This is a genomic window from Spirillospora sp. NPDC048823, from assembly GCF_043198445.1.
Taxonomy (GTDB): domain Bacteria; phylum Actinomycetota; class Actinomycetes; order Streptosporangiales; family Streptosporangiaceae; genus Spirillospora.
This window is the reverse complement of the sequence record NZ_JBICUT010000004.1, coordinates 292,814-317,521: the sequence shown is the minus strand read 5'-3', so window position 1 is coordinate 317,521 and position 24,708 is coordinate 292,814. Positions and strand designations below refer to the sequence as shown.

24 protein-coding genes and 1 tRNA gene are annotated in these 24,708 nt (G+C 71.5%); 12 read left to right on the top strand and 13 right to left on the bottom strand.

Features of this window, described 5'->3' with window-relative positions:
• Window positions 1-4: 4 nt before the first annotated feature.
• The 4 genes from ACGFK0_RS12425 to ACGFK0_RS12410 are packed head-to-tail and all read right to left on the bottom strand — an operon-like array spanning window position 5 to window position 4,433.
• Window positions 5-1,591 carry an FtsW/RodA/SpoVE family cell cycle protein gene (locus tag ACGFK0_RS12425; protein WP_392903622.1) on the bottom strand — a complete coding sequence of 529 codons (1,587 nt, stop codon included), beginning with the start codon at window positions 1,589-1,591 and terminating at the stop codon, window positions 5-7.
• Window positions 1,592-3,172 carry a Stp1/IreP family PP2C-type Ser/Thr phosphatase gene (locus ACGFK0_RS12420; RefSeq protein WP_392903620.1) on the bottom strand — a complete coding sequence of 527 codons (1,581 nt, stop codon included), beginning with the start codon at window positions 3,170-3,172 and terminating at the stop codon, window positions 1,592-1,594.
• On the bottom strand, window positions 3,169-3,666 hold the full coding sequence (locus tag ACGFK0_RS12415; protein ID WP_392903617.1) for an FHA domain-containing protein: 498 nt from the start codon (window positions 3,664-3,666) through the stop codon (window positions 3,169-3,171). Before ACGFK0_RS12415 ends, ACGFK0_RS12420 begins: the two co-directional genes overlap by 4 nt.
• Window positions 3,667-3,677: 11 nt before the next feature.
• Entirely contained in the window at window positions 3,678-4,433 is a 756-nt protein-coding gene (locus ACGFK0_RS12410) for a DUF3662 and FHA domain-containing protein (protein WP_021596783.1), read from the bottom strand.
• Window positions 4,434-4,560: 127 nt separating this feature from the next.
• Here ACGFK0_RS12410 and ACGFK0_RS12405 point away from each other — a divergent pair.
• Window positions 4,561-4,643: transfer RNA gene (locus tag ACGFK0_RS12405), tRNA-Leu, on the top strand.
• 359 nt (window positions 4,644-5,002) lie between these two features.
• Here ACGFK0_RS12405 and ACGFK0_RS12400 read toward each other — a convergent pair.
• Both ACGFK0_RS12400 and ACGFK0_RS12395 read right to left on the bottom strand, forming a co-directional pair.
• Window positions 5,003-5,629 carry a pyridoxamine 5'-phosphate oxidase family protein gene (locus ACGFK0_RS12400; protein ID WP_392903614.1) on the bottom strand — a complete coding sequence of 209 codons (627 nt, stop codon included), beginning with the start codon at window positions 5,627-5,629 and terminating at the stop codon, window positions 5,003-5,005.
• Between the two features lie 161 nt (window positions 5,630-5,790).
• Window positions 5,791-6,876, bottom strand: coding sequence for an AraC family transcriptional regulator ligand-binding domain-containing protein (locus tag ACGFK0_RS12395; protein ID WP_392903611.1), 1,086 nt, complete (start codon window positions 6,874-6,876; stop codon window positions 5,791-5,793).
• Window positions 6,877-7,210: 334 nt separating this feature from the next.
• On the opposite strand from ACGFK0_RS12395, the gene ACGFK0_RS12390 reads away from it, so the two are divergent.
• The 3 genes from ACGFK0_RS12390 to ACGFK0_RS12380 are packed head-to-tail and all read left to right on the top strand — an operon-like array spanning window position 7,211 to window position 9,901.
• On the top strand, window positions 7,211-7,747 hold the full coding sequence (locus ACGFK0_RS12390) for a carboxymuconolactone decarboxylase family protein (protein ID WP_392903609.1): 537 nt from the start codon (window positions 7,211-7,213) through the stop codon (window positions 7,745-7,747).
• Between the two features lie 57 nt (window positions 7,748-7,804).
• Window positions 7,805-9,007 carry an MFS transporter gene (locus ACGFK0_RS12385; protein ID WP_392903607.1) on the top strand — a complete coding sequence of 401 codons (1,203 nt, stop codon included), beginning with the start codon at window positions 7,805-7,807 and terminating at the stop codon, window positions 9,005-9,007.
• A 15-nt stretch (window positions 9,008-9,022) separates the two neighbouring features.
• Complete coding sequence (locus ACGFK0_RS12380; protein ID WP_392903606.1) at window positions 9,023-9,901, top strand: alpha/beta fold hydrolase; 879 nt, start codon at window positions 9,023-9,025, stop codon at window positions 9,899-9,901.
• Window positions 9,902-9,997: 96 nt separating this feature from the next.
• Here the strand turns inward: ACGFK0_RS12380 and ACGFK0_RS12375 are convergent, their stop codons facing one another.
• The 3 genes from ACGFK0_RS12375 to ACGFK0_RS12365 form a co-directional block, all read right to left on the bottom strand.
• Window positions 9,998-11,140, bottom strand: a complete 1,143-nt coding sequence (locus ACGFK0_RS12375; RefSeq protein WP_392903604.1) for a site-2 protease family protein — start codon at window positions 11,138-11,140, stop codon at window positions 9,998-10,000.
• 91 nt (window positions 11,141-11,231) lie between these two features.
• A complete protein-coding gene (locus tag ACGFK0_RS12370) occupies window positions 11,232-11,465 on the bottom strand; it encodes a hypothetical protein (RefSeq protein ID WP_392903602.1) in 234 nt (77 codons plus the stop codon).
• Window positions 11,466-11,541: 76 nt separating this feature from the next.
• Window positions 11,542-12,789, bottom strand: coding sequence for an APC family permease (locus tag ACGFK0_RS12365; protein WP_392903600.1), 1,248 nt, complete (start codon window positions 12,787-12,789; stop codon window positions 11,542-11,544).
• A gap of 225 nt (window positions 12,790-13,014) precedes the next feature.
• Here ACGFK0_RS12365 and ACGFK0_RS12360 point away from each other — a divergent pair, with 225 nt between their 5' ends.
• Window positions 13,015-13,821, top strand: a complete 807-nt coding sequence (locus tag ACGFK0_RS12360; protein ID WP_392903597.1) for an SDR family NAD(P)-dependent oxidoreductase — start codon at window positions 13,015-13,017, stop codon at window positions 13,819-13,821.
• Between the two features lie 240 nt (window positions 13,822-14,061).
• Here ACGFK0_RS12360 and ACGFK0_RS12355 read toward each other — a convergent pair whose 3' ends face one another.
• A complete protein-coding gene (locus ACGFK0_RS12355) occupies window positions 14,062-15,450 on the bottom strand; it encodes an MFS transporter (RefSeq protein ID WP_392903595.1) in 1,389 nt (462 codons plus the stop codon).
• A gap of 84 nt (window positions 15,451-15,534) precedes the next feature.
• Between ACGFK0_RS12355 and ACGFK0_RS12350 the strand changes: the two genes are divergently transcribed.
• On the top strand, window positions 15,535-16,134 hold the full coding sequence (locus ACGFK0_RS12350; RefSeq protein WP_392903593.1) for a TetR/AcrR family transcriptional regulator: 600 nt from the start codon (window positions 15,535-15,537) through the stop codon (window positions 16,132-16,134).
• A 42-nt stretch (window positions 16,135-16,176) separates the two neighbouring features.
• Window positions 16,177-16,584, top strand: a complete 408-nt coding sequence (locus ACGFK0_RS12345; protein WP_392903590.1) for a phosphoribosyl-AMP cyclohydrolase — start codon at window positions 16,177-16,179, stop codon at window positions 16,582-16,584.
• Window positions 16,585-16,605: 21 nt separating this feature from the next.
• Here ACGFK0_RS12345 and ACGFK0_RS12340 read toward each other — a convergent pair whose 3' ends face one another.
• Window positions 16,606-17,631, bottom strand: coding sequence for a saccharopine dehydrogenase family protein (locus ACGFK0_RS12340; protein ID WP_392903587.1), 1,026 nt, complete (start codon window positions 17,629-17,631; stop codon window positions 16,606-16,608).
• A 101-nt stretch (window positions 17,632-17,732) separates the two neighbouring features.
• Here ACGFK0_RS12340 and ACGFK0_RS12335 point away from each other — a divergent pair, with 101 nt between their 5' ends.
• Window positions 17,733-18,677: a helix-turn-helix domain-containing protein gene (locus tag ACGFK0_RS12335; RefSeq protein WP_392903584.1), complete on the top strand. Its 945-nt coding sequence runs from the start codon at window positions 17,733-17,735 to the stop codon at window positions 18,675-18,677.
• Between the two features lie 139 nt (window positions 18,678-18,816).
• Entirely contained in the window at window positions 18,817-19,620 is an 804-nt protein-coding gene (locus ACGFK0_RS12330; RefSeq protein ID WP_392903582.1) for a transporter substrate-binding domain-containing protein, read from the top strand.
• A 32-nt stretch (window positions 19,621-19,652) separates the two neighbouring features.
• Here ACGFK0_RS12330 and ACGFK0_RS12325 read toward each other — a convergent pair whose 3' ends face one another.
• Together ACGFK0_RS12325 and ACGFK0_RS12320 are read right to left on the bottom strand one after the other, a co-directional pair.
• Window positions 19,653-20,351, bottom strand: coding sequence for a hypothetical protein (locus tag ACGFK0_RS12325; protein WP_392903581.1), 699 nt, complete (start codon window positions 20,349-20,351; stop codon window positions 19,653-19,655).
• Entirely contained in the window at window positions 20,348-20,992 is a 645-nt protein-coding gene (locus tag ACGFK0_RS12320) for an RNA polymerase sigma factor (RefSeq protein WP_392903578.1), read from the bottom strand. The genes ACGFK0_RS12325 and ACGFK0_RS12320 overlap by 4 nt, the downstream gene beginning before the upstream one ends.
• A gap of 126 nt (window positions 20,993-21,118) precedes the next feature.
• On the opposite strand from ACGFK0_RS12320, the gene ACGFK0_RS12315 reads away from it, so the two are divergent.
• From ACGFK0_RS12315 to ACGFK0_RS12305, 3 genes are all read left to right on the top strand, one after another.
• The gene (locus ACGFK0_RS12315) at window positions 21,119-21,649 is read left to right on the top strand and encodes a hypothetical protein (RefSeq protein ID WP_392903575.1); all 531 of its coding nucleotides are present in this window, start codon (window positions 21,119-21,121) and stop codon (window positions 21,647-21,649) included.
• Window positions 21,646-23,898: a bifunctional polysaccharide deacetylase/glycosyltransferase family 2 protein gene (locus ACGFK0_RS12310; RefSeq protein WP_392903572.1), complete on the top strand. Its 2,253-nt coding sequence runs from the start codon at window positions 21,646-21,648 to the stop codon at window positions 23,896-23,898. Before ACGFK0_RS12315 ends, ACGFK0_RS12310 begins: the two co-directional genes overlap by 4 nt.
• A gap of 194 nt (window positions 23,899-24,092) precedes the next feature.
• Window positions 24,093-24,698: a TenA family protein gene (locus ACGFK0_RS12305; protein ID WP_392903570.1), complete on the top strand. Its 606-nt coding sequence runs from the start codon at window positions 24,093-24,095 to the stop codon at window positions 24,696-24,698.
• Window positions 24,699-24,708 lie beyond the last annotated feature (10 nt).

The window sequence follows — 24,708 nt, the reverse complement described above, 5'->3', positions numbered from 1 at the left end:
GAACTCACCTCGTGCTCACGATCTGGGTCATGCCCTCGTCCTGGATCGCCTGCGGGGCCGGCTTGCGCGCGTCATGGCTCATCCGCACCAGAATCGCGATCAGGATCCAGTTGGCCATCAGCGACGAGCCGCCCTGGGACAGGAACGGCGTCGTCAGGCCGGTCAGCGGGATGAGCCGGGTGACGCCTCCGACGATCACGAAGACCTGGAGGGCCAGGACGAACGAGACACCGCCCGCGAACAGCTTCAGGAACGGGTCGCGCGCCGCCACGGCGGTCTTCATCCCGCGTTGCACGATCAACGCGTAGATCAGCAGCAGCACCATCAGCCCGGTCAGCCCGAGCTCCTCGCCGAACGAGTCGAAGATGAAGTCGCTGAAGGACAGCGGCGTCCGCCACGGCTCGCCCTGCCCGAGCCCGGTGCCGAGAACGCCGCCCTCGCCGAGCGCGAACAGCCCCTTCATCAGCTGGGCGCTGTCGGAGTACTCGCCGCCGAGCTCGGCGCAGGCGGTGAAGCCGGGGGAGATGGTGCCCTCGGTGTCGTACTTCTTGTAGATCTCGGTGTTCGGGTTGACGGGGATGACCTTGCCGCTCTCCATCAGGCAGCCGCCGTCGAAGTACGGCTTCGGGTTCTGCCAGATGTCGATGCGCTGGTTCACGTGGCCCATGAACGGCAGCAGCGTCGCGATGAACACGCCGAACGCGAGCAGCCCGGTACCGATCACGACCCAGGAGACGCGCTGGGTCGCGATGTAGAGCATCGAGATGAACAGGCCGAAGAACAGCAGCGCGGTGCCGAGGTCCTTCTGCAGGAACAGCACGCCCAGGCAGAAGAACCAGATCACCATGATCGGGCCGAGGTCGCGGCCCCGCGGCAGGCTGAACGGGCCGACCTTCTTGCCGATCAGCGACATCGCCTGCCGCTTGTTCACCAGGTAGCCGGCGAAGAACACGACGAGCAGCAGCTTGGCGAACTCGCCCGGCTGGACCGAGAACGGTCCGACGCTGATCCACACGCGGGCGCCGTTGATCTGCTGCCCGAGGCCGGGGACGATCGGCAGCAGCAGCAGGATGACCGCGGTGAGGCCGATCAGGTACGTGTAGCGCTGCGCGGTCTTCGGCGTGAACGACAGCGGGGCGTCGGTCTTGTCGGTGTCCCGCATGATCAGCACGGCGGCGACGAACAGCCCGATGCCGACGAACGTCCACATGAGCTGGCTGGGCGCGTCTGCGGCGTCCTCCAGCAGCTTCTTGCCCGCCGCCGCGGCGGCCTTGCGGTCGGCGCTGGTGTCCAGGTCCAGCCGGTAGATCATGGCCAGCCCGACGCCGTTCAGCGCCACCGCCAGCGGCAGCAGCAGCGGGTCGGCGTACGGGGTGAACTTCGCCTGGGCGAGGTACGCGGCGAGCGCCAGCACGACCAGGCCGCCGCCGTACACGAACAGCCCGGCGGGGATGCTGCCGTCACGGGCGAGGCCGACCTCCGCGAACGCCGACAGCGTCAGCACCATCGCGAAGACCAGCAGCGCCAGCGAGGCCGCGTTGCGCCGCTGGTACGGCAGCCGCGCCCTGATCTGCTCCCCGAGCGAATGCATCTACGATTTCCCCCCGTTGGAGGGACAGTCCGGGATGCCGGAATCGGGTGTCTTGCACTGGTCCCGGCGGGTGGTCAGCTCCTGCAGCTTCTGCTCCGCGGCCGCCTGCCCGATGAACGCCATGCCGCCCTTGTCGAGCGCCGTGGCGTCCGACCCGGGAAGCTCGCCCACCGAGACGCCGCTGGTCTTGATCTTGGCCTGCTCGCAGTTGTTCTGGTCCTTGCCCTTCACGATGGCGACCTTGCCGCCGTCGTCGACGAGCGAGTACTTGCAGACGGCGCTCTCCAGCCTCTTCCACGCCGCTTTCGGGGCGTCCACCGTGTAGGTGCCCTTCACCTGCTGCTGCAGGTCCTGGGGGAGGTCGGCCACCATGATCGTCGGGTTCGGCTGGTTCTCGTCCTTGCGGGACAGGCTGAGACCCGGCACCTCCTGCGTCGTCCCCCGGAACAGGACCACCCTGCCGTCCTGCTCGCCTATGTAGTAGCCGTTGCGGACGTTCTGCACCAGCACGAACCCGCCCGCCACGACACCCACGACGACCACCCCGGCGACGACCACCAGCCACGTCCACCGGCGGGCACCGCCGCGCCGGGGCCGCTCCATGGGCGCCTGCTGCATCGCGCCCGGCGCGGGCGGGCCGCCCATCGGGTCGCTCATCGGCGCCGGAGCCGGAGGCGGCGGCATCTCGTCCACCGCGACCGGCGGCTGCGGCCTCGTGTCCCGCAACTGCGCCGCCCGGCTCGCCGGCGTGTCCGTCGCCGTCGTGTTCGAGCCCGGCCCCCCGCCCGGCGGCTCCGGCGGCGCCGCGTTCGCCGCCGCGCCCACCGCGTGGCCCGGGCCGCCCGTCGGCGGCTGCCGGTCCAGGTCGACCACGTCGGCCACCACGCACGTGATGTTGTCGGGGCCGCCACCGCGGTTCGCCAGATCGATCAGCTGCCGGACGGCCTGGTCCGGGTCGTCCACGTCCGTCAGGACCTGGAAGATCGTCTCCGCCGTGACGACGCCCGATAGGCCGTCCGAGCACAGCAGATACCGGTCGCCGGCCTGCCCCTCCCGCAGCGACAGATCAGGATCGACCTCGCCGCGGCCGTCCAGCGCCCGCAGCAGCAGCGAACGCTGCGGATGCGACGCCGCCTCGTCCGGGCTGATCCGGCCCTCGTCGACCAGCGACTGCACCAGCGTGTGGTCGTGCGTGATCTGGAACAGGCTGCCGTCCCGCAGCAGGTACGCGCGCGAGTCCCCGATGTGCACGAGCGCGACCTGGTTGCCCGCCCACAGCATCGCCGTCAGCGTCGTCCCCATGCCCTGGAGGGCGGGGTCCGACTCCACGATGCGGTGCAGGTTGTCGTTCGCCGCCTTGACGGTGTGCTCCAGCGCGGCCAGCAGCTCCGTGGCCGGCAGGTCCTTGTCGAGCGCCCGCAGCGCCTCGATCGCCGCCGCACTGGCGATCTCGCCGCCGACGTGGCCGCCCATCCCGTCGGCCACCGCGAGCAGATGCGAGCCCGCGTACGCCGAGTCTTCGTTGCCCTCGCGCAGCATTCCTACGTCGGAGCGCGCCGCGTAGCGGATTCCCAGAGTCATTTGCGCAGCTCGATCACGGTCTTGCCGATACGGACCGGTACGCCCGGTGGCACCGGCATAGGCCGGCTCACCTTCGTGCGTCCGAGATATGTCCCATTGGTCGAGCCGAGATCTTCCACGATCCACTGACCGTCCTGCGCATAAAGTCGGGCATGCCGGCTCGAAGCGTAGTCGTCGGTCACGATGAGCGTGGAGTCATTCGCCCGACCGATGGTGATGGGCACCCCCGTGAGGTCTATGACGGTGCCGGCCCTTTCGCCCTGGACGACCACCAGCTTCGTCGGGGCGCCATGCTGGGCGCTTCGCTGCTGTCGCGGCGGCTTCGGCTGCCTCGCCGGACGGGACGGCCGGGGCTGGGACGCGCGCGTGGCCGCCTTCGACGCGGCCTTCGAGCCGAACAGGTCGGCCCGGATCACGCCGACGGCCGCGATGACGAACAGCCACAGCACCGCGAGGAACGCCAGCTTGATCAGCGTGAGGGTGAATGGGGACATCGGAGTCGGGGTTACTCCCTATCGCGGCGGAACACAAGGGTGGTCCGGCCCATCGTGACGCGGGAGCCGTCGACGAGGGTGACCCGCCGGATCGGCTGCCCGTTCACGAACGAGCCGTTGGTCGACCCTAGATCCACGAGAGCGATTTCGGGACCTTCTACGCGTATCTCGGCATGATGCCTGGACACGCCCGGATCGACGAGACGCAGGTCGCAGTCGGTGCCGCGACCCAGCAGAGTCACAGGTGTATTGATCTCATAGGTGCGCTGAGTCGTGTCTGAACCCTCCACGGCCGTGGTCACCAGAAGCCTCGGATGCCCCCCGAAGACGCCCCCGCGCCCACCCTGCGGGACATCGCTCACCGGCTGGCGGATCTCCCCGCCCTCCACGGTCGAGCCCCTGATCACCCCCGACCTGATGCGGAACATGCCCGTGGCGAGATCGCCCGCGTTCTCGAACCGCACACGCACCGGCCCCACGAAGGAGTACCCCTGCTCCTTCGCGTACTCCCGCGCGAGATTCGCCAGCTCCTGGCTCAGGCTGTCGGCGTACACCTGCAGCCGCTGCCCGTCCTGCTGAGAGATCTCCACGACGAAGTCGTTCGGAACCAGCGTGCGGCCCTGTGCCACGATCGCCGCCCGATCGTCCATCTCGCGCTGCACAGCACTGGCCACCTCGACCGGCTGGAGCTCAGACTTGAAGGCACGGGCGAAGGCCCCTTCGACCATGCCCTCGAGCCGTCGCTCGAAGCGCTGAATGACACCCACGGGCACCTCCCTTCCCCACTGGTAGACGATCGTATCGGTGCGAAGGTTCGCTCGAAGTATCTGGATACCTAACCACTGCTCCGACCGTGCTAGCCTTTTCAGGCACCCGGAAACGGGTGCACACCCGGGGCGGGTGGCGGAACGGCAGACGCGCACGGTTCAGGTCCGTGTGTCCGAAAGGATGTGAGGGTTCAAATCCCTCCTCGCCCACTCGGAGTTGGGAGTGGTGTGCCCGCAGAAGGCGCGGGCTGCCACTCCTTCGTCGTGTTTGCCCGGGGGGCGACCCCCGGACCCCCGATGTGGGGGCTCCGCCCCCACGCCCCCCTGTGGCTGGTGTCTGTGTGCCGGCTCGGGTTGTTGGTCTTTGCCGGGCTGCGCCCGGGTTTGGGGGCTTCGCCCCCTTGCCCCCCATTGGGGGCTTTGCTCCCTTGCTTGTTTGGGGGTGGGGCGGGGTGGCTGGGGGTCGGAGGCATGTTTCCACTCTCCCCGCTCTTGGGCGCCCTGACCAGTGGGTGACGGGGTGAGGGCGGCCGGCGGTTACGCCGAGACGGCATCCTTGGGCGCGGAGGCTACGGGCCAGGGGGCACCGTCATGCCGGTCCTGCGCAGTTCGGTGTTCTGCCGTTCCAACTCGGCGATCCGCTCCTGGAGCGAGGTCAGGGTGTGCTCGACGGCGTCGAGCGGGACGAGCCTCGGAATGTGCTGGCGGCAGTTCCAGTCGAATGCCTCGACCTCGATCAGCACGGCGCGTTCGACCTTGGCGCGATACCCCGGCACGGTCAGCTCGGCGAGCATGGCGGGGTCTTCGACCGCCCTCGCCCGGCCCATGATCTTCATCCGCGCCTGGTGGCCGTAGTCCATGAGGAAAAGCGCGACCCTGTTGTCGTGGTCGAGGTTCCCGAGGGTGATGTACTGCCGGTTGCCGCGAAAGTCGGCGAAGCCGAGCGTCCCGTCGTCCACGACCTTCAGGAACCCGGGCGGCCCACCGCGGTGCTGGACGTAGGGCCATCCGGTCTCCCCGACGCTGGCCAGGTAGAAGCTGTCGCGCTGCCGGACGAACTGCCGCTCGGCCTCACCGAGCCGGTCGGCGATCACGGGGCCGTCGAGCAGCGGCCGGTAGGCGCGCGCGCTGCCATTCTCCCGCTGATGACGCTGGACCCCGGGTGTGAAGGCGAGCTGTGCGAATCGGCTGGACATCGCTTGTCCTTTCCTCGCGGCCCGAAGAACGTGCGCGGTCCCGGCGCCGACCGGCCCCGCGGCCGGCGATCTCAATCTAGAAACCGCGCCCTTCCCGTCACAGGGACCGAACACGCCACCGACAGGTCCGAACCCGCCACCGCATCGGCGGCGCACCGGGTTCAGGTCTGCTGCGTGCCGGTTTCGAAGGACCCGGTGGGCCGGGTCTGCCAGCGGTGGACGGCGCGGCGCAGTGCGCGCACGTCGCTGTATCCGACCCGGCCGGCGATCGAGCTCATGGGCAGCCGGCCGTCCTGCAGCAGGACCAGCGCCTTTTCCTGGCGGGCGTTCTCCACTTCGCCGCGCCAGGTGCTGTTGTGTTCCGCCAGGCGACGCTGCAAGGTGCGGGGGCTCATCGCCATCTGCTGTGCGACCGTCTCCAGGGACAGTGAGTCCAGTTCGAAACTGGCGTTCAGCGTCAGACGGAAAACGTCGTACCAGTCCCGTACAGGCCTTGCCGCGCCCATGGTCATGATGGCGTGTTCGCACAGCATCTCCAGCAGCCCGTGCTGGGCCTTGGGCAATGGCCGGCGGGCGTCCTGGGCCAGGAACGTCAGCGAGGTGGCCGACGACGCGAAGTCCACATGGGAGGTGCCGAACAGCTGTAGCAGCGCCGCGCGTGAGCGCGGGGCCTTCTGCCGCAGTTCCACGCGTACCGGGACCAGCGGTGCCCCGGTCGCCTCGCGGCAGCGCCGCAGCAGCACCGCCAATGCGAACACCTCCTGCGCCGCGCTCACGTCCGCCTCGTACGGACCGCTCGAATAGCTGATCGTGAACAGAGCGCCGTCCTCCACCCCCTCCAGGTTCTCCACCGCAGGGTCGGCCAGGACGCCCATGTGCCGCGCGGTACAGCGGATCGAGTCCATGAGGGTCGGCCCGGAGGTGAGCATGTAGTCCCACAGCCCGAAGCTGCCGGGCGGCGGTGTGGTGAGCAGCAGCGCGCCGTCGCGGGTCTGCGCGGAATTCCTGGAGACCATGTAACTCCACATCGCGATCGCGGAGCTGGTCGGCACCCGGGAGAGGTCGTCGTCGAGGACGTCGGTCCGCAGGTCCGGCAGGCGTGCGACCTTGCCGGGGTCGCCGCCGGCCTTGCGCACCTCCCCCGCCAGGAAACGCGCGAAGTGAGCGGAGATCGTCCCTTCCAGGCGTGGCGGTGGGGCGGAGGCCGGGGCGCCGTGGGCGGGCTGCCCGTCACGGGACTCGGTCATGTGGTGAACCCTTCGTCGTCGGCCGGTTCGCCGGAGTGCGCCGGTCGGCATCGGGGCTCGCGCAGATCCCCAGGTCGTGCGACTAAGGCCGGACGACCACGAGGTAGACGCTACCCGCGCACTGTGCGACTTGGAAGTCCAGGTGCAAGGCATGTCAGCGCCGGAACGGGCCGTCGGAGGCCCGCCGGTACGGGCGCACGTGGGCGCGAGAGGCGATGGCGGGTTTGGTCCTGTCGGTGGCGTGTTCGGTCCCTGTGTCGGGGGTTGTGTCGGTTCTAGCTTGAGATCACCGGTGCTCACCGGTTCCCGATCCCCCGCTTGAAAGGACCTGACCATGTCCCGACTTCCCCTGATCCAGCCGGAGACCGCGGGCGCCCAGGCCGCCGAGCTGCTGGCCGGTGTGCAGAAGGCGCTGGGCGTCACCCCGAACATGACCAAGGCGATGGCCAACAGCCCCGCGGTGCTGAAGTCCTACCTGGAGTTCTCCGGCGCGCTGTCGGGCGGCGTGCTGCCGGCCGCGGTGCGCGAGCGGATCGCGCTGCTGGTCGCCCAGCAGAACGGCTGCGACTACTGCCTTTCCGCGCACACCTACATCGGCACCAAGCTGGCCGGGCTGAGCCAGGACGAGGCCGAAGCGGCCCGCGGCGGCCGGGCAGGCGACCCCAAGGCCGAGGCCGTGCTGGCCTTCGCCGCCACCGTGCTGCGCACCCGCGGCGGCATCGAGGACACCGACGTCAAGCAGGCCCGCCAGGCGGGACTGTCCGACGAAGAGATCGCCGAAGTCGTGGGCCACGTCGCGCTCAACGTCTTCACCAACTACTTCAACAAGGCCGCCGGCACCGACATCGACTGGCCGGTCGTCCGCCACTGACCCCCGACCGGATACGGCGGACGCGTCCGCCGTACCCGGTCACCTCCGGGAGCGACCATGACCACTGAACTGGACGTGAACGAGCCGAAGGCGGAACCCGGCACCGGCCGCACCCGCCGTCCCGGCGACCGGGCGGCGTGGTCGGGGCTGGCGGCGATGACGGTGTCGTTCGGCCTGAACTTCTCGGCGGGCGTCTTCTTCGCCCCCGCGGCCGCCGCGTACGGGATGGACGCCACCGCGCTGGCGGTGGCCGCGGCGTTGAGCACCGCGCTGACCGGGCTGCTGCAGCCGGTCATCGGCATCCTGCTGGACCGGATCGGCGCCCGCGCGGTGCTGCTGGCCGGGCTGGTGTTCATGGCGGCCTCCTATCTCGCGCTGGCGGTCGTCCAGGAGACCTGGCAGTTCGTCGTGGTCTACCTGGTGCTGGGCGGGATCGGGTTCGCCGCCTCGTCCAGCCTGGCGACGACCACTCTGATCGGCCGGATCCGCGGCGAGCGGGCCGGGCCGTCGCTGGCGCGCGCCTCCACCGGGATCAACCTGGGGCAGCTGCTGGTCCCGTGGGCGGCGACCGCCCTGTTCGAGCCGGTCGGCGTCCGCGCGACCTACGCTCTGCTGGGCGCGGCCGGGCTGGCCGTCACGGCCGTGCTGGCGGTCGAGCTGCCCAAGGACCGGTTCAAGGCGTCGGCGGCCGGGCGCGAAAGCCTGCGCGGACGCGTGCGGATGCTGATCTCCTTCGGGCTGCACTCGGCCACGCTGTACGTGATGGTGCTGCTGCTGCCCAAGCACGCCGTCGAGCTGGGCTGGTCGGCCGTCGACGCGGGCCGGCTGGTCGCGGTCGCCGCCGTGGCCGCCGGGATCGCCTCGGCTGCCAGCGCCCGGCTGCTGCGCCGCCACCGCCCCGAAACGCTGCTGCGGACCATGCACGTCGTGCGCACCGTCTCGCTGGGGCTGGCCGCCGTGGTGAGCGAAGGTCCCGCGCTGGTCGCGGTCGCGGTGCTGTTCGGTGTCGCGTCCTTCCCGGTGATTCCGCTGACCATGGCCGTGGTCTCCCGCGGTTTGGACCCCTCCCGGATGGGCCGGACGCTGGCGCCGGCCTGGCTGATCCACCAGTTGTCGGCCGCCGCCGGGCTGGTCGTCGCCACCGCGCTTCATTCCGTCTCCGGTGACTACCGGAGCTACTTCGCCCTCGGCCTGCTGCTCAGCACCACCGCCGCGGTGCTGGTCCCGCCCGGCCGCCGGGAAACCGTTACCACCCACTGACTGGAGTAGACAGAAATGACCGTCCACCCGATCCGCCACGCCACCGTCGAGATCCACGGGCAGCCCGTCTTCTACCGGGAGGCCGGCGACCCGGCCGACCCCACGCTCGTCCTGCTGCACGGCTTCCCCAGCAGCTCGGCCATGTACCGCGACCTCATCGCCGACCTGGCCGACGGCCACCACCTGATCGCGCCCGACCACATCGGCTTCGGCCAGTCGGCGATGCCGCCGGTGGACGAGTTCGAGTACGGCTTCGAGAACCTCACCGAAGTCACCCTCGCGCTCCTCGACGAGCTGGGCGTGGACCGGTTCGCCCTCTACATCCAGGACTACGGGGCCCCGATCGGGCTGCGTATCGCCAGCCGTCATCCCGACCGGGTCACCGCCATCATCAGCCAGAGCGGCAACGCCTACATGGAGGGCTTCACCCCGTTCTGGGAGGTGCTGTTCGCCCACGCCAAGGACCGCGCCGCCCACGAGCCCGCCGTCCGCGAACTGCTCACCGCCGAGGCCACGCACTGGCAGCACACCCACGGCGTCCCCGCCGAAATGCTGGATCGCGTCAGCCCGGACGCCTGGGTCCTCGACCAGGCGTACCTGGACCGCCCGGGCAACAAGGAGATCCAGCTCCAGCTCTTCTGGGACTACCAGTTCAACCTGGACGGCTACCCCGCCTTCCAGAAGTACTTCCGAACCCACCGGCCGCCCGTCCTGGTCGTCTGGGGCCAGAACGACGAGATCTTCGGCCCGGACGGTGCGAAGGCCTTCGCCCGCGACCTCCCCGACGCCGAAATCCACCTTCTCGACGCCGGCCACTTCGCCCTCGCGACCCACGGCCACGAGATCGCCGGCCTGATCCGCGACTTCCTCGGACGCACGGTCACCGCGGCCTGACCACCGATCCCACCGCCCCCGGTGCACCCGCGCCGGGGGCCGGAATCAAAGCTGACAGGAGTGCCCGCCCCGGCGGCGAAAGCCGGCGGTGACGGGTCAGGACGACCAGGACCGGGTCGGGCGCAGGTCGCTGGTCTGCAGTGCGCGGCTGATGTCGCTCGGGGTGATCAGCCCGACCACGCGGCCGTCGTCGTCCAGGACGACGGCGCGGCCGTCGGTGCAGCCGGCCATGCGGGGCAGCAGGTCCGGCAGCGGGTCGTGCGGGTGGGTGGTCGGGACGTCGTCCGGGGGGCAGGCGATGTCGGCCAGGCGGAGTGTCCGCCGCTGGTCGGGCGGGGTGGCGCGGACGCGGTTCAGGGTCACCAGGCCGGCGAGGCGGCCGTCCTCCACCAGCGGGTAGGTGGAGTAGCGGTGGGTGAGGACGACGTTGTCGACGAGGTCCTGCACCGGTGTCGCCGCGTCCGCCACGAAGGGGTCGGGCGTCATGACATCGGCGACGCGGACGTCCTGCAGAGCGGCGTTGACGCGCGTCTGCTGCTCTTCGGCGCCGGCGGCGGTGACGAGGAAGAAGCCGATCAGGGCCAGCCACAGTCCGCCGAAGCCGGCTCCGACCACGAACTGGACGAAGCCGAGGGCGATCAGGGCCAGCCCGAAGACGCGGCCCGCGCGGGCCGCGGTGACGGCGGCGCCGGTCCGGTCGCCGCGCCGCCACCACAGGAACGCCCGCAGTACCCGGCCGCCGTCCAGCGGGGCCGCCGGGATCATGTTGAACACCGCGAGGATCACGTTGATGCCGGCCAGGTAGGCGAGCGTCGCCACGACCAATTCCGGTCCGGAGGCGGCCGCCGCCAGCGTGGCCGCGGCCGCGAAGACCGCACCCACGACCAGGCTGGTGACGGGGCCGACGACGGCGATGCGCAGGTCGGCGCCCGCCGTGCGCGGTTCACCGCGGAGCTGGGCGACACCGCCGAGCAGCCACAGCGTGATGCCCGTGACCTCGATGCCGTTGCGGCGCGCGACCACGGCGTGCGCCAGTTCGTGGGCGAGCAGGGACGCCAGCAGCAGGACCGCGCTGATCGTCCCCGCCAGAAGATAGGCCCAGACTCCGTGGCCCGGATACACCTCCGGGAATCGGCCGAATGCCAGCCCGAAGACCAGGATCGCGACGATCACCAGCACGCTGACATTGAGCCCGACCCTGATTCCGGCGATGGTGCCGAGCCGGATCGACTCACGCATCCGGTCTCCTTCGTCCGAGAGCCGGCTTTCTACCCCCGGGTCGGGCGGTCATGCGGTTCCGGGCTCGCGAACGCGCCCAACGGCAGGTGGTTCAACCGGACATGCGGCGGCGCAGGTGCTCCTTGCCCTGCTCGGCGCCCTTGCGGCTCTCCGCCTGGGCACGGCGGAAGAGATCGGCCAGCTCGGTGTCACCGGCGCGCTCGGCGTCGCCGATGTAGGTCTCCAGCCGCAGCGCGTTGCTCAGGCACTGCTCGACGAACCAGACGAGGTCGTAGTCCTTGTCCTTGGTGCCGGTGATCCCACCGGTTTCCTGTGTCGTGCTCATCTGCTTGCCTCCCTTGTCGTGCAGCCGGCCGGACGGTCGGCTTCGCGTCCCCTACCCGGGAGGTCATGGCCCATGCTCAGCGGGCGCGGCGCAGGCCGTAGAGGGCGGCGCCGGCGGCGATGACGGCGGCGCCGGAGGCCACCGACGAGAACGGCAGCGCGAAGGCCAGCGTCAGGCAGCCGGCCAGCCCGACGACGGGCACGACCCTGGGTGGGCGGTTTTCGTCCGGCGTGAGGGTCCAGGCGGAGGCGTTGGCGATGGCGTAGTACACGAGGACGCCGAAGGACGAGAACCCGATCGCGCCGCGCAGGTCCGCCGTCGCGGCCAGCACCGCCACCACGACGCCGACCAGGAGTTCGGCGCGGTGCGGTACCCGGAAGCGGGGGTGGACGGCGGCCAGGGCATGCGGCAGGTGCCGGTCGCGGGCCATCGCCAACGTGGTGCGTGAGACGCCCAGGATCAGGGCGAGCAGTGAGCCGAGGGCGGCCACGGCGGCGCCCACCCGGACCGCGGGTGCGAGGCCGTTCACACCGGCCTCGTCGACGGCCTGGGCGAGCGGGGCGGTCGCCGCGCCCAGGCCGGCGGTGCCGAGGACGTACAGGACCGCCACCGCGACCGCCGCGTAGACGGCCAGGACGATGCCGAGCGCGAGCGGGATGGCCCGGGGGATCGTGCGGGCCGGGTCGCGGACCTCCTCGCCGAGGGTCGCGATGCGGGCGTATCCGGCGAAGGCGAAGAACAGCAGGCCAGCCGCCTGGAGGATCCCGCCGGGCCCGGTTCCGGCGCCGAACTCCAGCCGTCCGCCGCCGGCGGGACCGGAGGCCAGGCACGCGACGACCACGGCGGCGAGCACGGCCAGCACCACGGCGACGATGCCGCGGGTGAGCCAGGCGGACTTCTGTACGCCGACGTAGTTGACGCCGGTCAGCAGCACGACCGCGGCGACGGCCACCGCGTGCGCGTGGGCGGGCCACGCGTACGACCCGACGGTCAGCGCCATCGCCGCGCAGGAGGCCGTCTTCCCGACCACGAAGGCCCAGCCGGCGAGGTAGCCCCAGAAGTCGCCGAGGCGCTCACGGCCGTAGACGTAGGTGCCGCCGGACGCGGGGTGGCGGGCGGCGAGCCGCGCCGAGGACGTCGCATTGCAGTAGGCGACCACGGCGGCCACGGCCAGGCCGGCCAGGAGCCCGGACCCGGCCGCGCGTGCCGCGGGAGCGAGGGCGGCGAAGACACCGGCGCCGATCATCGACCCCAGGCCGATCACCACCGCGTCGGCCAGGCCCAGCCGCCGCCGCAGCTCCTCGCCGGTCGGCGATCCGCTCATGGCGCGCTCCTCCGTGCTCCCGTCCTCGTCCAACGGCGAATGTTCTCACCTCCGCGTGAACGCCACGAAGAATGCGACGCGCCGTTCGACCTGGAATGGATGCAGCCGGCCTGACCGCGTCCGGGGTCGCGGCGGGCGGTGACTGCAACCGGGGCGGGCGGGGCGGGGTTCCTAGGGGCGAGGTACGTCCGGAAGGGGCGTGCTCGCCTATGAAATGGGGATTCCATGGACTTGCAGCTCGCGGGCCGCGTCGCCGTCGTCACCGGCGCGTCGAAGGGGATCGGGCTGGCCGTCACGCGGACGCTGCTCGACGAGGGCGCCCGCGTCGCCGCCGTGTCCCGCAAGCCGGGCGGCGAACTGGACGCGCTCGCCGGGCCGAACCTGCTGCACGTGCCGGCGGACCTGATGGACCCGGACGCCCCGGCGCACGCGGTGGAACGCGCCGTCGAGGCGTTCGGCGGGCTCGACGTCCTGGTCAACAACGCGGGCGGGCCGCCGCCCGGCGCGGACCTGCCCCGGTTCGGTTTCGCGACCCTGGCGGACGACGACTGGCGCGACATGTTCGAGTTCAACCTGTACGCCGTCGTCCGGGCGGTGCGGGCGGCGATCCCGCATCTGCTGAAGAGCGACGCGGCGTCCATCGTGAACGTCTCGTCGGGGAACGCCCGCCGCCCCGGGCCGATGAACTACGACTACAACGCGGCGAAGGCGGCGCTGACGAACCTGACGAAGGGGCTGTCGGAGGAGTACGCGCCGCAGGGAATCCGGGTCAACACGGTCTCGCCGGGCCCGGTCCGGACGCCGTGGTGGACGGACGAGGGCGGCGCGGCCGACATCATCGCCGGGGCGACGGGCTCCGACCGTGTCGCGGTGCTCGAGCGCGGAGCGGCGGAGATGATGAGCCTCACGACCGGCCGTCTCGCCGACCCGCAGGAGGTCGCCGACGTGATCGCGCTGCTGGCGTCGCCGCGTTCCGCGAGCACGACGGGCGCGGACCTCGCCGTCGACTCCGGCTTCCTCAAGGAGATCTGAACCCGTCCACCCCCGGCCGGCCGGTGCGTCGGCCGGGGGACACCGCTGAACACGAACGTTCACCGGATGTGAGGTCGTGCCGGCGTCCCGTTCAATCCCGGGAAAGCAGTGTTCTCAAAGGCGTTCGCGACGGCGTCGGATGTCAGGAGGGCAGGTCCTTGACGTAGCGGTGGACGGGGACGGGGACGGGGACGGGGACCGTGCCGGTCGAGGTGGGGGCCTGGTAGGTCAACGGGCCGGTCACCGTCCCCGGCCGGGTGTCAGGACGGCGGCCGCGACGGCTCCGGCCGCTGCGGCGACCGCGGCGACGACGAAGCCGTCCGTGAACCCCGAGAGCGTGTCGCCGACGAGGCTGACGGCGGCGACGCTGGAGATGACCGCGGCTCCGATCGAGGCGCCGAACTCGTGGAACGTGCTGACGATGCCGGAGGCGATGCCCGCTTCGTGCGGCGCCACCTGGCCGAGCGCGGTCGCCGACGCGACGACGAACATCGCGCCCGTCCCGGCACCCGCGATCGCCGTCCCGGCGACGACGGTGGCGGGATGCATCGACAGGGCGGGGATGGCCATGCCGATCGCGGCGATGACGAGCCCTCCCACGGCGAGCGGGCGTGCGCCCGTCCTGGCGATGGTCCGGCCGGTGAGGTTGGCGCCGAGCATCGTCGCCACCGCGACCGGCAGGAACAGCAGGCCGGTCTGCAGGGCGCCGAAGTCCTCCCCGTGCTGGAAGTAGAACGTGCCCAGGAAGAACACCGCGATCATCAGCGCGGTCGCCATCAGGATGAGGAACGTGCCGGTGGCCACCGGGCGCCGGGCCAGCAGCGCGACGTCCATCATGGGCGACTTGGCGGTCTTCTGCCTGGCCACGAACGCCAGGTAGCCGACCGCGGACAGCAGCACGAGCGCCCCGGTGGCCATGCTGAACCAGCCGTGGTCACCGGCGCGGATGAACGCGTAGATCAGGGCACCGGACGAAGCGGTCACCAGCAGCGCACCGAGCACATCGAGCCCCGGACGCGGCGTCGCCGCCTCCTGACGCGGAAGCATCCGGGCGAGCGCGGCCACGATCACCAGCCCGAGGGGCACGTTGACGTAGAAGACCCAAGGCCAGCCGGGGCCGGCGGTGAGCAGTCCGCCGAGGAGGACGCCGAGGGCCGCGCCTCCACCGCCGAGCGCGGACCAGACGCCGAGCGCCTTGTTCCGCTCTTCTCCGTCGAACAACTGCACCACGAGTGACAGGGCGGCCGGGGACATCAGCGCCGCCCCGAGTCCCTGCGCGATGCGGCCGCCCAGCAGCAGGGCGGCGGATCCGGCGAATCCGGTCGCCAGGGAAGCCACCGTGAAGATCAACAGGCCGGTGAGGACGACGCGCTTGGCGCCGATCAGGTCTGCGGCCCGTCCCCCGAGGAGCATCAGGCCGCCGAACGTCAGGGTGTACGCGCTGACCGTCCAGGTGATGGCCTGGCGGCTCAGTTCCAGGTCGGCCTCGATGTTCGGCAGCGCGATGGCCACGACGGTGACGTCGAGGATCAACATGAGCTGCGCCACGCCGAGGAACCCCAGGATGCGCCACCGCAGCGGATGGGGCGAGCCGTCTCGCGCGGCCGGGTCGTGTGTCTTGCTCGTCATCAGAACCTCCTTAACTCGTACTACGCAATACGAGTTCTGAAGGGAGAGTAACACGTACATCGGCGTACGAGTTAGGGTGATGGCATGTCCACTTCCACTTCCGGCCGCCGCCGGCGCGCGGACGCCGAGCGCAGCATCGCCCGCATCGTCTCCGCGGCGCGCGAGAGCCTGAGCCAAGACCCGACCGCGAGCATCGACGACATCGCCAAGGCCGCCGGAGTGGGCCGGATGACGCTCTACGGCCATTTCCGCAACCGGGCGGACCTGGTCGAGGCCGCCCTGGTCGACGCGCTGCGCGCGGGTGAAGAGGTCCTCGCGGCCGTCGACCTCACCGGTGACGCACGAGGCGCCCTGACCCGGCTGCTCGACTCCAGCTGGTCCCTGGTGGCCGAGTCCACGGCGCTGTTGGCGGCGGCCCAGGGAACCCTTCCGGCCGGACGCATCCGCCAGCTGCACACCGCCCCCGCCGAACGCGTCGAAGAGCTCATCCGCCGAGGCCAGGAACAAGGAGCCTTCCGCACCGACCTGCCAATGACGTGGCTGGTCGGCGTCATCCAGCACGTCCTCCACGGCGCCGCCGAAGAGATCAGGGCCGGTCGCCTGAAATCAGCCGAAACCGCCCGCGTCGTCATCGCGACCGTGCAATCGATCCTGGCCGTCCCCGCAGCCGCCGGGCCGAGCTAGCGCTTCCGTCGGCCGGGCCCGGCGAGAGGGCAGGATGGTCGGGTGAACGAACTCGAAGAAGGCACCCGGCTCACTCTGGACTTCGACAAGCTCGCCGGCGTCGCGGCGACCGGGGCGCGGGTCGTCCCCGTGGTCCTGCAGGACGCGGCCGGCGGGGACGTCCTGTTCATCGGATACGCGAACGACCAGGCGCTCAAGGCGACGCTGGACGAGCGGATCGCCGTCCTGTGGTCGACGTCCCGCAACGAGCTGTGGCGCAAGGGCGCGACGTCGGGGGACGTCCTGGAGGTGGTGGACGTCCGCGTCAACTGTGAGCAGAATTCGCTGCTCTACCTGGTGAACCGGACGACCGGCGGCGCCTGTCACACGACGCTTCCGTCCGGAGAAGCCCGTCCGACCTGCTACTACCGCTCGGTGACCGACGGGGCGCTCCGGCCCGTCTCGCAATGAACCGCGGCGGCGCCCGCCGGTCTACCGACGCAGTTCGAACGAGAGGTGTGCGGACAGCGCGCTGAGGAAGCCGGCCGCGTCGAAGATCTTCCCGGCGGAGGCGACCCCGGTCGTCCTGGTCCGCCCGGTGAGGATCCGGTGGACCGCCTCGACCGCGAGCGGCGCGGTGATGGCGTAGATGTCCTGGCCGCTCGCCGTGGCGCGCCGTTCGGCGCCGCCGGAGCGCACGACGACGTCGATGAGGAACGTCTGGTCGGAGCGGCCTCGCTCGTCGGCCGCCGCCGGCGCCGGCGTGTCCGGGGCCGACAGGTCCCCGACCGCCTCGACCGTCATGTACGAGTGCAGTTCGGGGACGGCCAGGTGGCTGGGGATCGTGACGACGTCGGCCATGCTGAACTCCCCGATGGCGGGCCGCACGCCCATCGGCTCGGGAAACGTCCACTTCAGGGACGGAAGAGCGTCCTCGTGGTAGTCCAGCTTCCCGTTGGTGAAGCGGACCCGCCGGCCGTCCCGCCGCTCCCGGGAGACCGTGCCGGAGGCGCGCGTTCCGGCGGTGGGGTGCCAGCTGCTCAGCGCGTACGCGACGTGCGCCTCGTCGGCGGCCGTCCAGTCGCCCATCGCGGCGGTGGCCAGCAGGTCGCCGAGGCCGCCGAAGAAGGCCATCGCGGGGACGATCACGGACCCGGCGGCGCGGTCCGCGAAGTGCGCGAACGTGTCGGCGTTGGCCTCGATCTCGGCCGCCACGTCCACGTAGGGGACGCCGGTGCGCAGCGCCGCCTCGATCACCGGGGCGGCCGTCGCGGCGAAGGGGCCGGCAGTGTTGATCACCGCCGCCGTGCCCGCCAGTGCGCGGTCGAGTGACGCGGGATCCCCGACCGACGCCGGCCGGACGTCGAGCCCCGGGAACGACACCGCCAGTGCTTCCAGCTTCCCGGCGTCGCGGCCGGACAGGACCGGGACGTACCCGCGATCCCGCAGCTCCGCCACCACGAAGCGCCCGGTGTGCCCGTAGGCGCCGAACACCGCGACCGCCTGACCCGATCCCATGGTTTCTCCTGTTGTGCTCGGTTGATCCACTGCGGAGATCATGGCGGCGACGGTCGTCTCGCACGAGTGTCTGGAACGCCATGCCTCGTACAATTCCGGACATGAGAACTGTCGCGGTCGCCCTCGCCGACGGGATGCTGAACTTCGAGCTGTCGGTGGCCTTCGAGGTGTTCGGCACCGCCCCGGACGGCGTGACCGGTCCCTGGTACCACCTCGTCGGCTGCGGGCCGGGCGTCGTCCAGGCCGGCAGGTTCCGGCTGGAGCCCGACCACGGGCTCGACCGGCTGGCGAGCGCCGACACGGTGATCGTTCCGGCGTGGGCCGATGTCGACGTGGACCCGCCCGGCGACCTCGTCGACGCGGTGCGCGGGGCCCACCGGGCGGGTGCGCGCGTGGCCGCCCTCTGCACGGGCGCGTTCGTGCTGGCCGCCGCCGGGCTGCTGGACGGGCGGCGCGCGACCACGCACTGGGTGCACACCGAGGCGCTGGCCGCGCGCCATCCCCGGGTGGAGGTCGATCCGGATGTGCTCTACGTGGACGACGGCAGCGTGCTCACCTCGGCGGGCAAGGCCGCCGCGATGGACCTGTGCCTGCACCTCGTCCGCCTCGACCACGGTTCGGCGGTCGCGAACGCGGTCGCGCGCCGCCTGGTCGTGCCGCCGCACCGGGCCGGCGGCCAGGCCCAGTTCGTCACCTCACCGGTGCCGGCGCAGGACGACCATCCGCTCGCGGAGCTGTTCCCGTGGGCCATCGAGCGGCTGGACCATCCCCTGACCGTCGAGGATCTGGCTCGCCAGGCGGCGATGAGCTCGCGCAACCTGGGCCGCCATTTCAGGTCGGTGACCGGTACCACCCCGCTGCAGTGGCTGCTGACCCAGCGGATCCGCCGCGCCCAGGAGCTTCTGGAGACGACCGGCGACAGCGTCGAGGCGATCGCGGCCGCCACCGGCATGGGCACCGGGACGACGCTGCGCCGGCATTTCAACCGCACGGTCGGCGTGCCACCCGACACCTACCGCCGCACTTTCCGCAGCCGGGCCGGATAAGGCCTTCGTGCGTTGCCATCCGGTGTCGGGCCGGTTGTGGTCAGGAGGGTGGAGGCATGATCGCCCGGCTGCGACTTTGTAGGCGGGCGCTCCCTGTTCGGTGGGACCAGGGCCGCCCACGGATTGGGGGGATCCGCGGATGCGGCGACCGATCGCTTCGGTCCTGCTGGGCTGTCTCGTCCTGACCGGGTGCGGGGCCGCCGGGAGTGCGTCCATCATCGGGGAGACGACGCTGGTCGCCGGGGTGCGGCCGGATCTTCCGGGGATCGGGTTCCGGCGCGCGGACGGCACGTTCGAGGGGCTGGACGTGGACGTGTCGCGATACCTGGCGGAGCGGATGGGGAAGAAGGTCCGCTTCGTCCCGGCGCTGGCGGCGGATCGCGAGGAGCTGCTCCGGACCGGGAAGGTCGACATGGTGCTGACGTTCTGGCTGGAGCCGGAGTGGACGCAGCGGCTGGCGTTCGCGGGGCCGTACCTCCTGTCGTACCAGGACATTCTCGTGCGGAACGGCGAGCGCGAGGTGCACGACGTGCGGGATCTGGAGGGACGCAGGATCTGCGCCGTCACCGGGTCCGGGGCGGCGGAGGCGGTGACCGTGGAGCGGCAGGTCGCGGCGGTGCCGGTGGCGGCGAGGTCCTACCGGGAGTGCATGGCGATGCTGGGGGACGGCCGGATCGACGCCATCACGACGAACGACACGATTCTGGCCGGGTTGAAGACGCGGCAGGGCGCGGATTTCCGGTTGCTGAACTCCCGCTTCGGGGAGCGGCGGACGGGCATCGCGATCCGGAAGGGCGACCCCGACGGGTGCGAGGCGCTCAACAAGGCGATCACCCAGATGTATCAGGACGGGACGATGGCCACGTTCATGCACACGTGGTTCGGCTCGTCGGGCCTGGACCTGTCGGACGTGGACGTCCCGCAGTTCGAGGGCTGTCTTTAGCGCCGCAGCCGGCGGCCCGTGGAGAGGCCCTGTCAGTCCGGCCTGCCGGTCACGGCGCCGTCCTTGCCGTTGCCCGACGGCACCTCGGTCGGGGGAGCGTTGCCGCCGGTTCCGTTCTGGTTGCCGGTCCCAGTGCCCGTGCCCGTCTCAGGGTCGTTGCCGGGGTTCGCGTCCGGCGGGGTGCCCTGGTTGGTGCCGGGGCCGCGAGGTGACTTCTTGGTGATCCCCGGATTCTCCGGCCGGCCAGGCGCGTCGGAGCGGCCGTTGCCCTTCTTGGACGTGCCGGGCGGGCCCGACGCGTCCGGCGGCGCCGCCGGTGCTCCGGACGGTGCGAACTGGTTTGCCGGTGTCCGGTCCTGGCGGTTGCCCGTGCGGTCGCCGGGCGTCGTGCTGGGCGCGGGCGACGCCTCCTGCCCCGGGATGTTGCCGGTGATCGCGGCGGCCGCCCCACCGGTCAGGATGAGCGAACCGCCGACCAGCACCATGATCTTGACCGTCAGGAAGCGGCGCAGGGCGGCCACGCGGTGCATGCGGGACGCCCGCGCGGGACGCGGGGCGGCTCTGAAGGCGGCGACGGCGGCGTCCTCACCCGCGACCTCCTCCGGGCGGGCGGGCCCGGCGGCCGCCGAGAGCAGGGCGTGGAGCCGGGCGTGCCCGTGGGCACCGTCTAGGTCGAGGAGGCCTTCGAGGGTGCGATCGTCGAGCCGTCCGGCCCGGTACTGGTCGCTCATGACACCCCTTCAGCGCCGGTACCGCCGTTTTTGTCACCGGGGATGAGGGGCAGGGCCTTCGGGGACTCCGGCGGGGACGGCGCGTTCGCGTGGGACGGGCCCAGCAGTTCGGCGAGGCGGCGCAGACCACGGTAGGAGGCGGTCCGCACGGCCCCGGCGCGCTTGCCGAGGACCTTGCCGGCCGTCTTGGCGTCCAGGCCCATGACGACGCGCAGGAGCACCGCCTCCGCCTGGTCGCTGGGGAGTCCGTTGATCAGCCGGAGCGCGTCCTGGGTGGCGACACCGGTGAGGGCGTCGCGTTCGGTGTCGCCGTCGGCGGCCATGGTGACCAGTTCCTCGACGGGCAGGTCGCACACGGGGCGGCGTGACTTGCGGCGCAGATGGTCCAGTGCCCGGTGCCGCGTGATCGTCGCGGTCCAGCCGCGGAAGCCGTCGAGGTCGCCGCGGAACGAGGGCAGGTCCCGGGAGATCTGCAGCCATGCCTCCGAGGTCACGTCCTCGGCGTCCGCGCCGACGAGCGCGCCGGCGAAGCGGATCAGGCGGGGCTGGACGTCGCGGTAAAGCATGCGGAAGGACTGCTCGTCGCCGTCCTGCGCCGCTCGCAGGGCACGGCCGAGATCTTCCTCGTCCGCTCGTTCCATTCCGGCCATTGTGCAGGGAATCCGCCGGGCGTGTGACACGTACGTGGTTGTTCGCGCTGAAGCATTGAGCGTTCACGCCGCCCCTCGTGCTCGGGCGTTCCCCACCGGACGAAGTGATGGACGAAAATGACCGGCAGTACCCCGCAAGACCGGGACGCATTGCTCATCACGGGCATCCCCCCTGTTGTCGATTCGCCACCGGCGGCCCCGCGTGAATCACCGCGTGCGACGCGTCCCGAGACCCGCGTCCAGGCGAAGGCGGTGTTCGTCGACGCGACCGGGTGGCGGGCACGGTTCGGGAGGCGGCTGGGCCTGGGCGCGGGGGCCGTGCTCATCGTGGTCCTCGGCGCGCTCGGCCTCGGCATGACGACCGGGCCGAGCGTGCCCCTGACGTCGTGGAGCGAGCCGTCGCCCGATCCGGGCACTCCCGTCATGCCGCCGGCGAACCCGGAGCGGAACGCCACGAGCCCCGAGCCCACGGGACCGGGCGCCGGGGGGCCCGGAGGTGGCGGGCAGGGTACGGGCGCTTCCCCGTCCGCGCCGTCCGCGGCGACACCGCCGGCGGCGCCGGCGCCCGCGTCGACCGCGAGCCCCCCGGGGAAGGGGAGGTCGGACGCGAGCCCGCCCGCCTGGGGGCGTAAGAAGAACGACCGTTGACGCGCCGACGCGGTGAACCCAGGGGCCACTGGATCCTGCTGATGCTCGGCGGCCTCCTGCTGACCGTGCTCCTGCTGCTGGACGGCTTCTCCCGCGGCGTCGTCGGCGAGGCGCCACGGGACGTGCCCGAGCGTCCCGTCCCGGCGCCGGAGGAGATCACCTCAGGCGGGCCGGTCGTGAACCTCACCGGCGACGCCCCGCAGAGCCGGCGGATGCCGCCGAAGACGATCGCGCTGACCTTCGACGACGGCCCCGACCCGACCTGGACGCCGCGGATGCTGGACGTCCTGCGGCGCCACGACGCCCACGCCACGTTCTTCACGGTCGGCGCCCGCGTGGCCGAGAACCCGGGGCTGACCCGCCGGATCCTCCGCGAGGGCCACGAGATCGGCTCGCACACGTACACGCACGTCGACCTCGCGACCGCGCCGGCGTGGCGGCAGCAGCTCGAACTCGACCTCACGCAGCGGGCCCTGGCCGGGGCGGCGGGAGTCCACACGAGGCTGATGCGGATGCCGTACTCGTCCCGTCCGGACGGCCTGACCGCGCCGGAGTGGCGCGCCGCGCGGCGGGCGGGCGAGGACGGGTACGTCGTGGTCCTCACCGACCGCGACACCAAGGACTGGGCGCGGCCCGGCACCGCGAAGATCGTGCGGGCCGCGCTGACGGCCGGTGAGCGCGGCGAGGGCGCCGTGGTGATGCTGCACGACTCGGGCGGCGACCGGTCCGCCAGCGTCGCGGCCGTCGAGCAGATCATCGAGCGGCTCCAGCCGAAGGGCTACCGCTTCACCACGCTCACGGACGCGCTCGACATGCCCTCCGCCGAGGTTCCCGTGCCCGCGCACGAGCGGGCCGCCGGCTGGACGCTCGTCGGCGCGCAGCACGCCGCGTCCGCCCTTACCGGGACGATGGGCGTGCTGTTCGGGGCGGCCGGGATCCTGTACGTGCTGAGGCTCGTGGTGATGCTGCTGTTCGCGCACGTCCACGTCCGCCGGGTGCGGTCGCCGGCGCGTCGCCCACCGGACGCGCCCGAGGCGACCGGCTTCCTCGCGGCGCCCGGGTACGGCGGGGCGCCCGGGTACGGCGGGGCGCCCGGGTACGGCGGGGCGCCCGGGTACGAAGGCATGCCGCCCGATCCGTTCCCGCCCGTCTCCGTGGTCGTCCCCGCCTACAACGAGGAGGCGAGCATCGGGGCGACGGTCGCCTCGCTGCTGGACACCGACTATCCGGGCACCGTCGAGGTGATCGTGGTGGACGACGGGTCCCGCGACCGCACCGCCGCGATCGTCGACTCGATCGGGCTGCCCTCCGTCCACCTGATCCGCAAGGCCAACGGCGGCAAGCCCAGCGCGCTCAACGCGGGGATCGCCGTCGCCCGCGCCGAGTTGCTGGTGCTCGTGGACGGCGACACCGTCTTCCAGCGCGACACCATCCGCCACCTCGTCGCGCCGCTCGCCGACCCGCGGGTGGGCGCGGTCAGCGGCAACACCAAGGTCGCCAACCGCGGCGGCATCCTCGGACGCTGGCAGCACATCGAGTACGTGATCGGCTTCAACCTCGACCGGCGGATGTTCGACGTCCTGCGGTGCATGCCGACCGTGCCCGGCGCGATCGGGGCGTTCCGCCGGTCGGTCCTCGTCGAGGTCGGCGGCGTCCCGGGCGACACCCTCGCCGAGGACACCGACCTCACCATGGCGATCTGCCGTACCGGCCTGCGCGTCGTCTACGAGGAGAAGGCCCTGGCGTGGACGGAGGCGCCGTCGTCACTGCGGCAGCTGTGGAGGCAGCGCTACCGCTGGTGCTACGGGACGATGCAGGCGATGTGGAAGCACCGCCGCTCCGTGTTCGAACGCGGCGGCTCGGGCAGGTTCGGACGCCGATGCCTGCCTTACCTGGCGGTGTTCCAGGTGCTGCTGCCGCTGTTCGCGCCGGCGATCGACCTGTTCGCGTTGTTCGGCCTGGTCTTCCTCGATCCGGCCGGGCCCGTCCTCACCTGGACGGTCTTCGTCGCCGCGCAGGCCGCCGCCGGGGCCTACGCCCTGTGGCTGGACGGCGAACGGATCCGCCCCCTGTGGACGCTGCCGCTCCAGCAGTTCGTCTACCGGCAGCTCATGTACATGGTCGTCGTCCAGTCCGTCGTCACCGCGCTTCTGGGGGCGCGCCTGGGGTGGCACACCGTCCGCCGGACGGGGACCTTCAGCGATCTGGGGGGCCGGGAACAATCCCGGGGGCCCGTCGGTTACACATGACAGCCGGTGTGCCTGGTGTCCCCGGGCCTCACCTTTTGCCTTCACGGAATACCGTCCGGCTGGAGCCGTGTTGTGCCTTTCGCCGAGAGGCGACCCACACACCGGCCGCAAGACCAGGGCCCCGCCGGGTCGCATGACTCGGCGGGGTCTGGTCGTTTCCGGGGTGCGGTCACGGCGGTGCGAGACTTGCGGGCATGAGTCTCGCGGCGCATCTGGAAGAACTCGGCCGTCCGCTGGTCGACGAACAGCTCAGGCACCCCACCGTCGAGGGCATCGCCCAAGGGAATTTGGACGAGGCGGTGTTCCGCTCCTGGCTGGAACAGGACTACCTCTTCCTGCACGACTACGTGCGCGTGTTCTCCAGGCTGGCGTGGCAGGCGCCCGCCGCCCATCTCGGTGATCTCGTCGACCTCGCCTATGCGACGTTCCATGACGAGCTCGACCTGCACAGGTCGTTGTCCGCGAGCTTCGACGCCGATCTGGACGGTGCGAAGAAGGGCCCGGCCTGCACCGCGTACACGTCGTTTCTTCTGGACAGTGCCGCCACGTACGCTGACGGCCTTGCCGCCCTCTATCCCTGCATGTGGGGCTATTCCACGCTCGGCGCCCGCCTGGTCGAGAACCCGCCGTCCGAGCCGCGCTACCGCCGCTGGGTCGACACCTACGCCGACCCCGGTTTCGCCGAGCTGACCGGGCGCATCGCCCAGATGATCGACGAGTCCGGCGCCGACCGCGAGTCCGCGGAACGTCTGTTCCTGGAGGGCATGCGTCACGAGATCGCCTTCTGGGACGTCCCGTGACGCCCCGCCC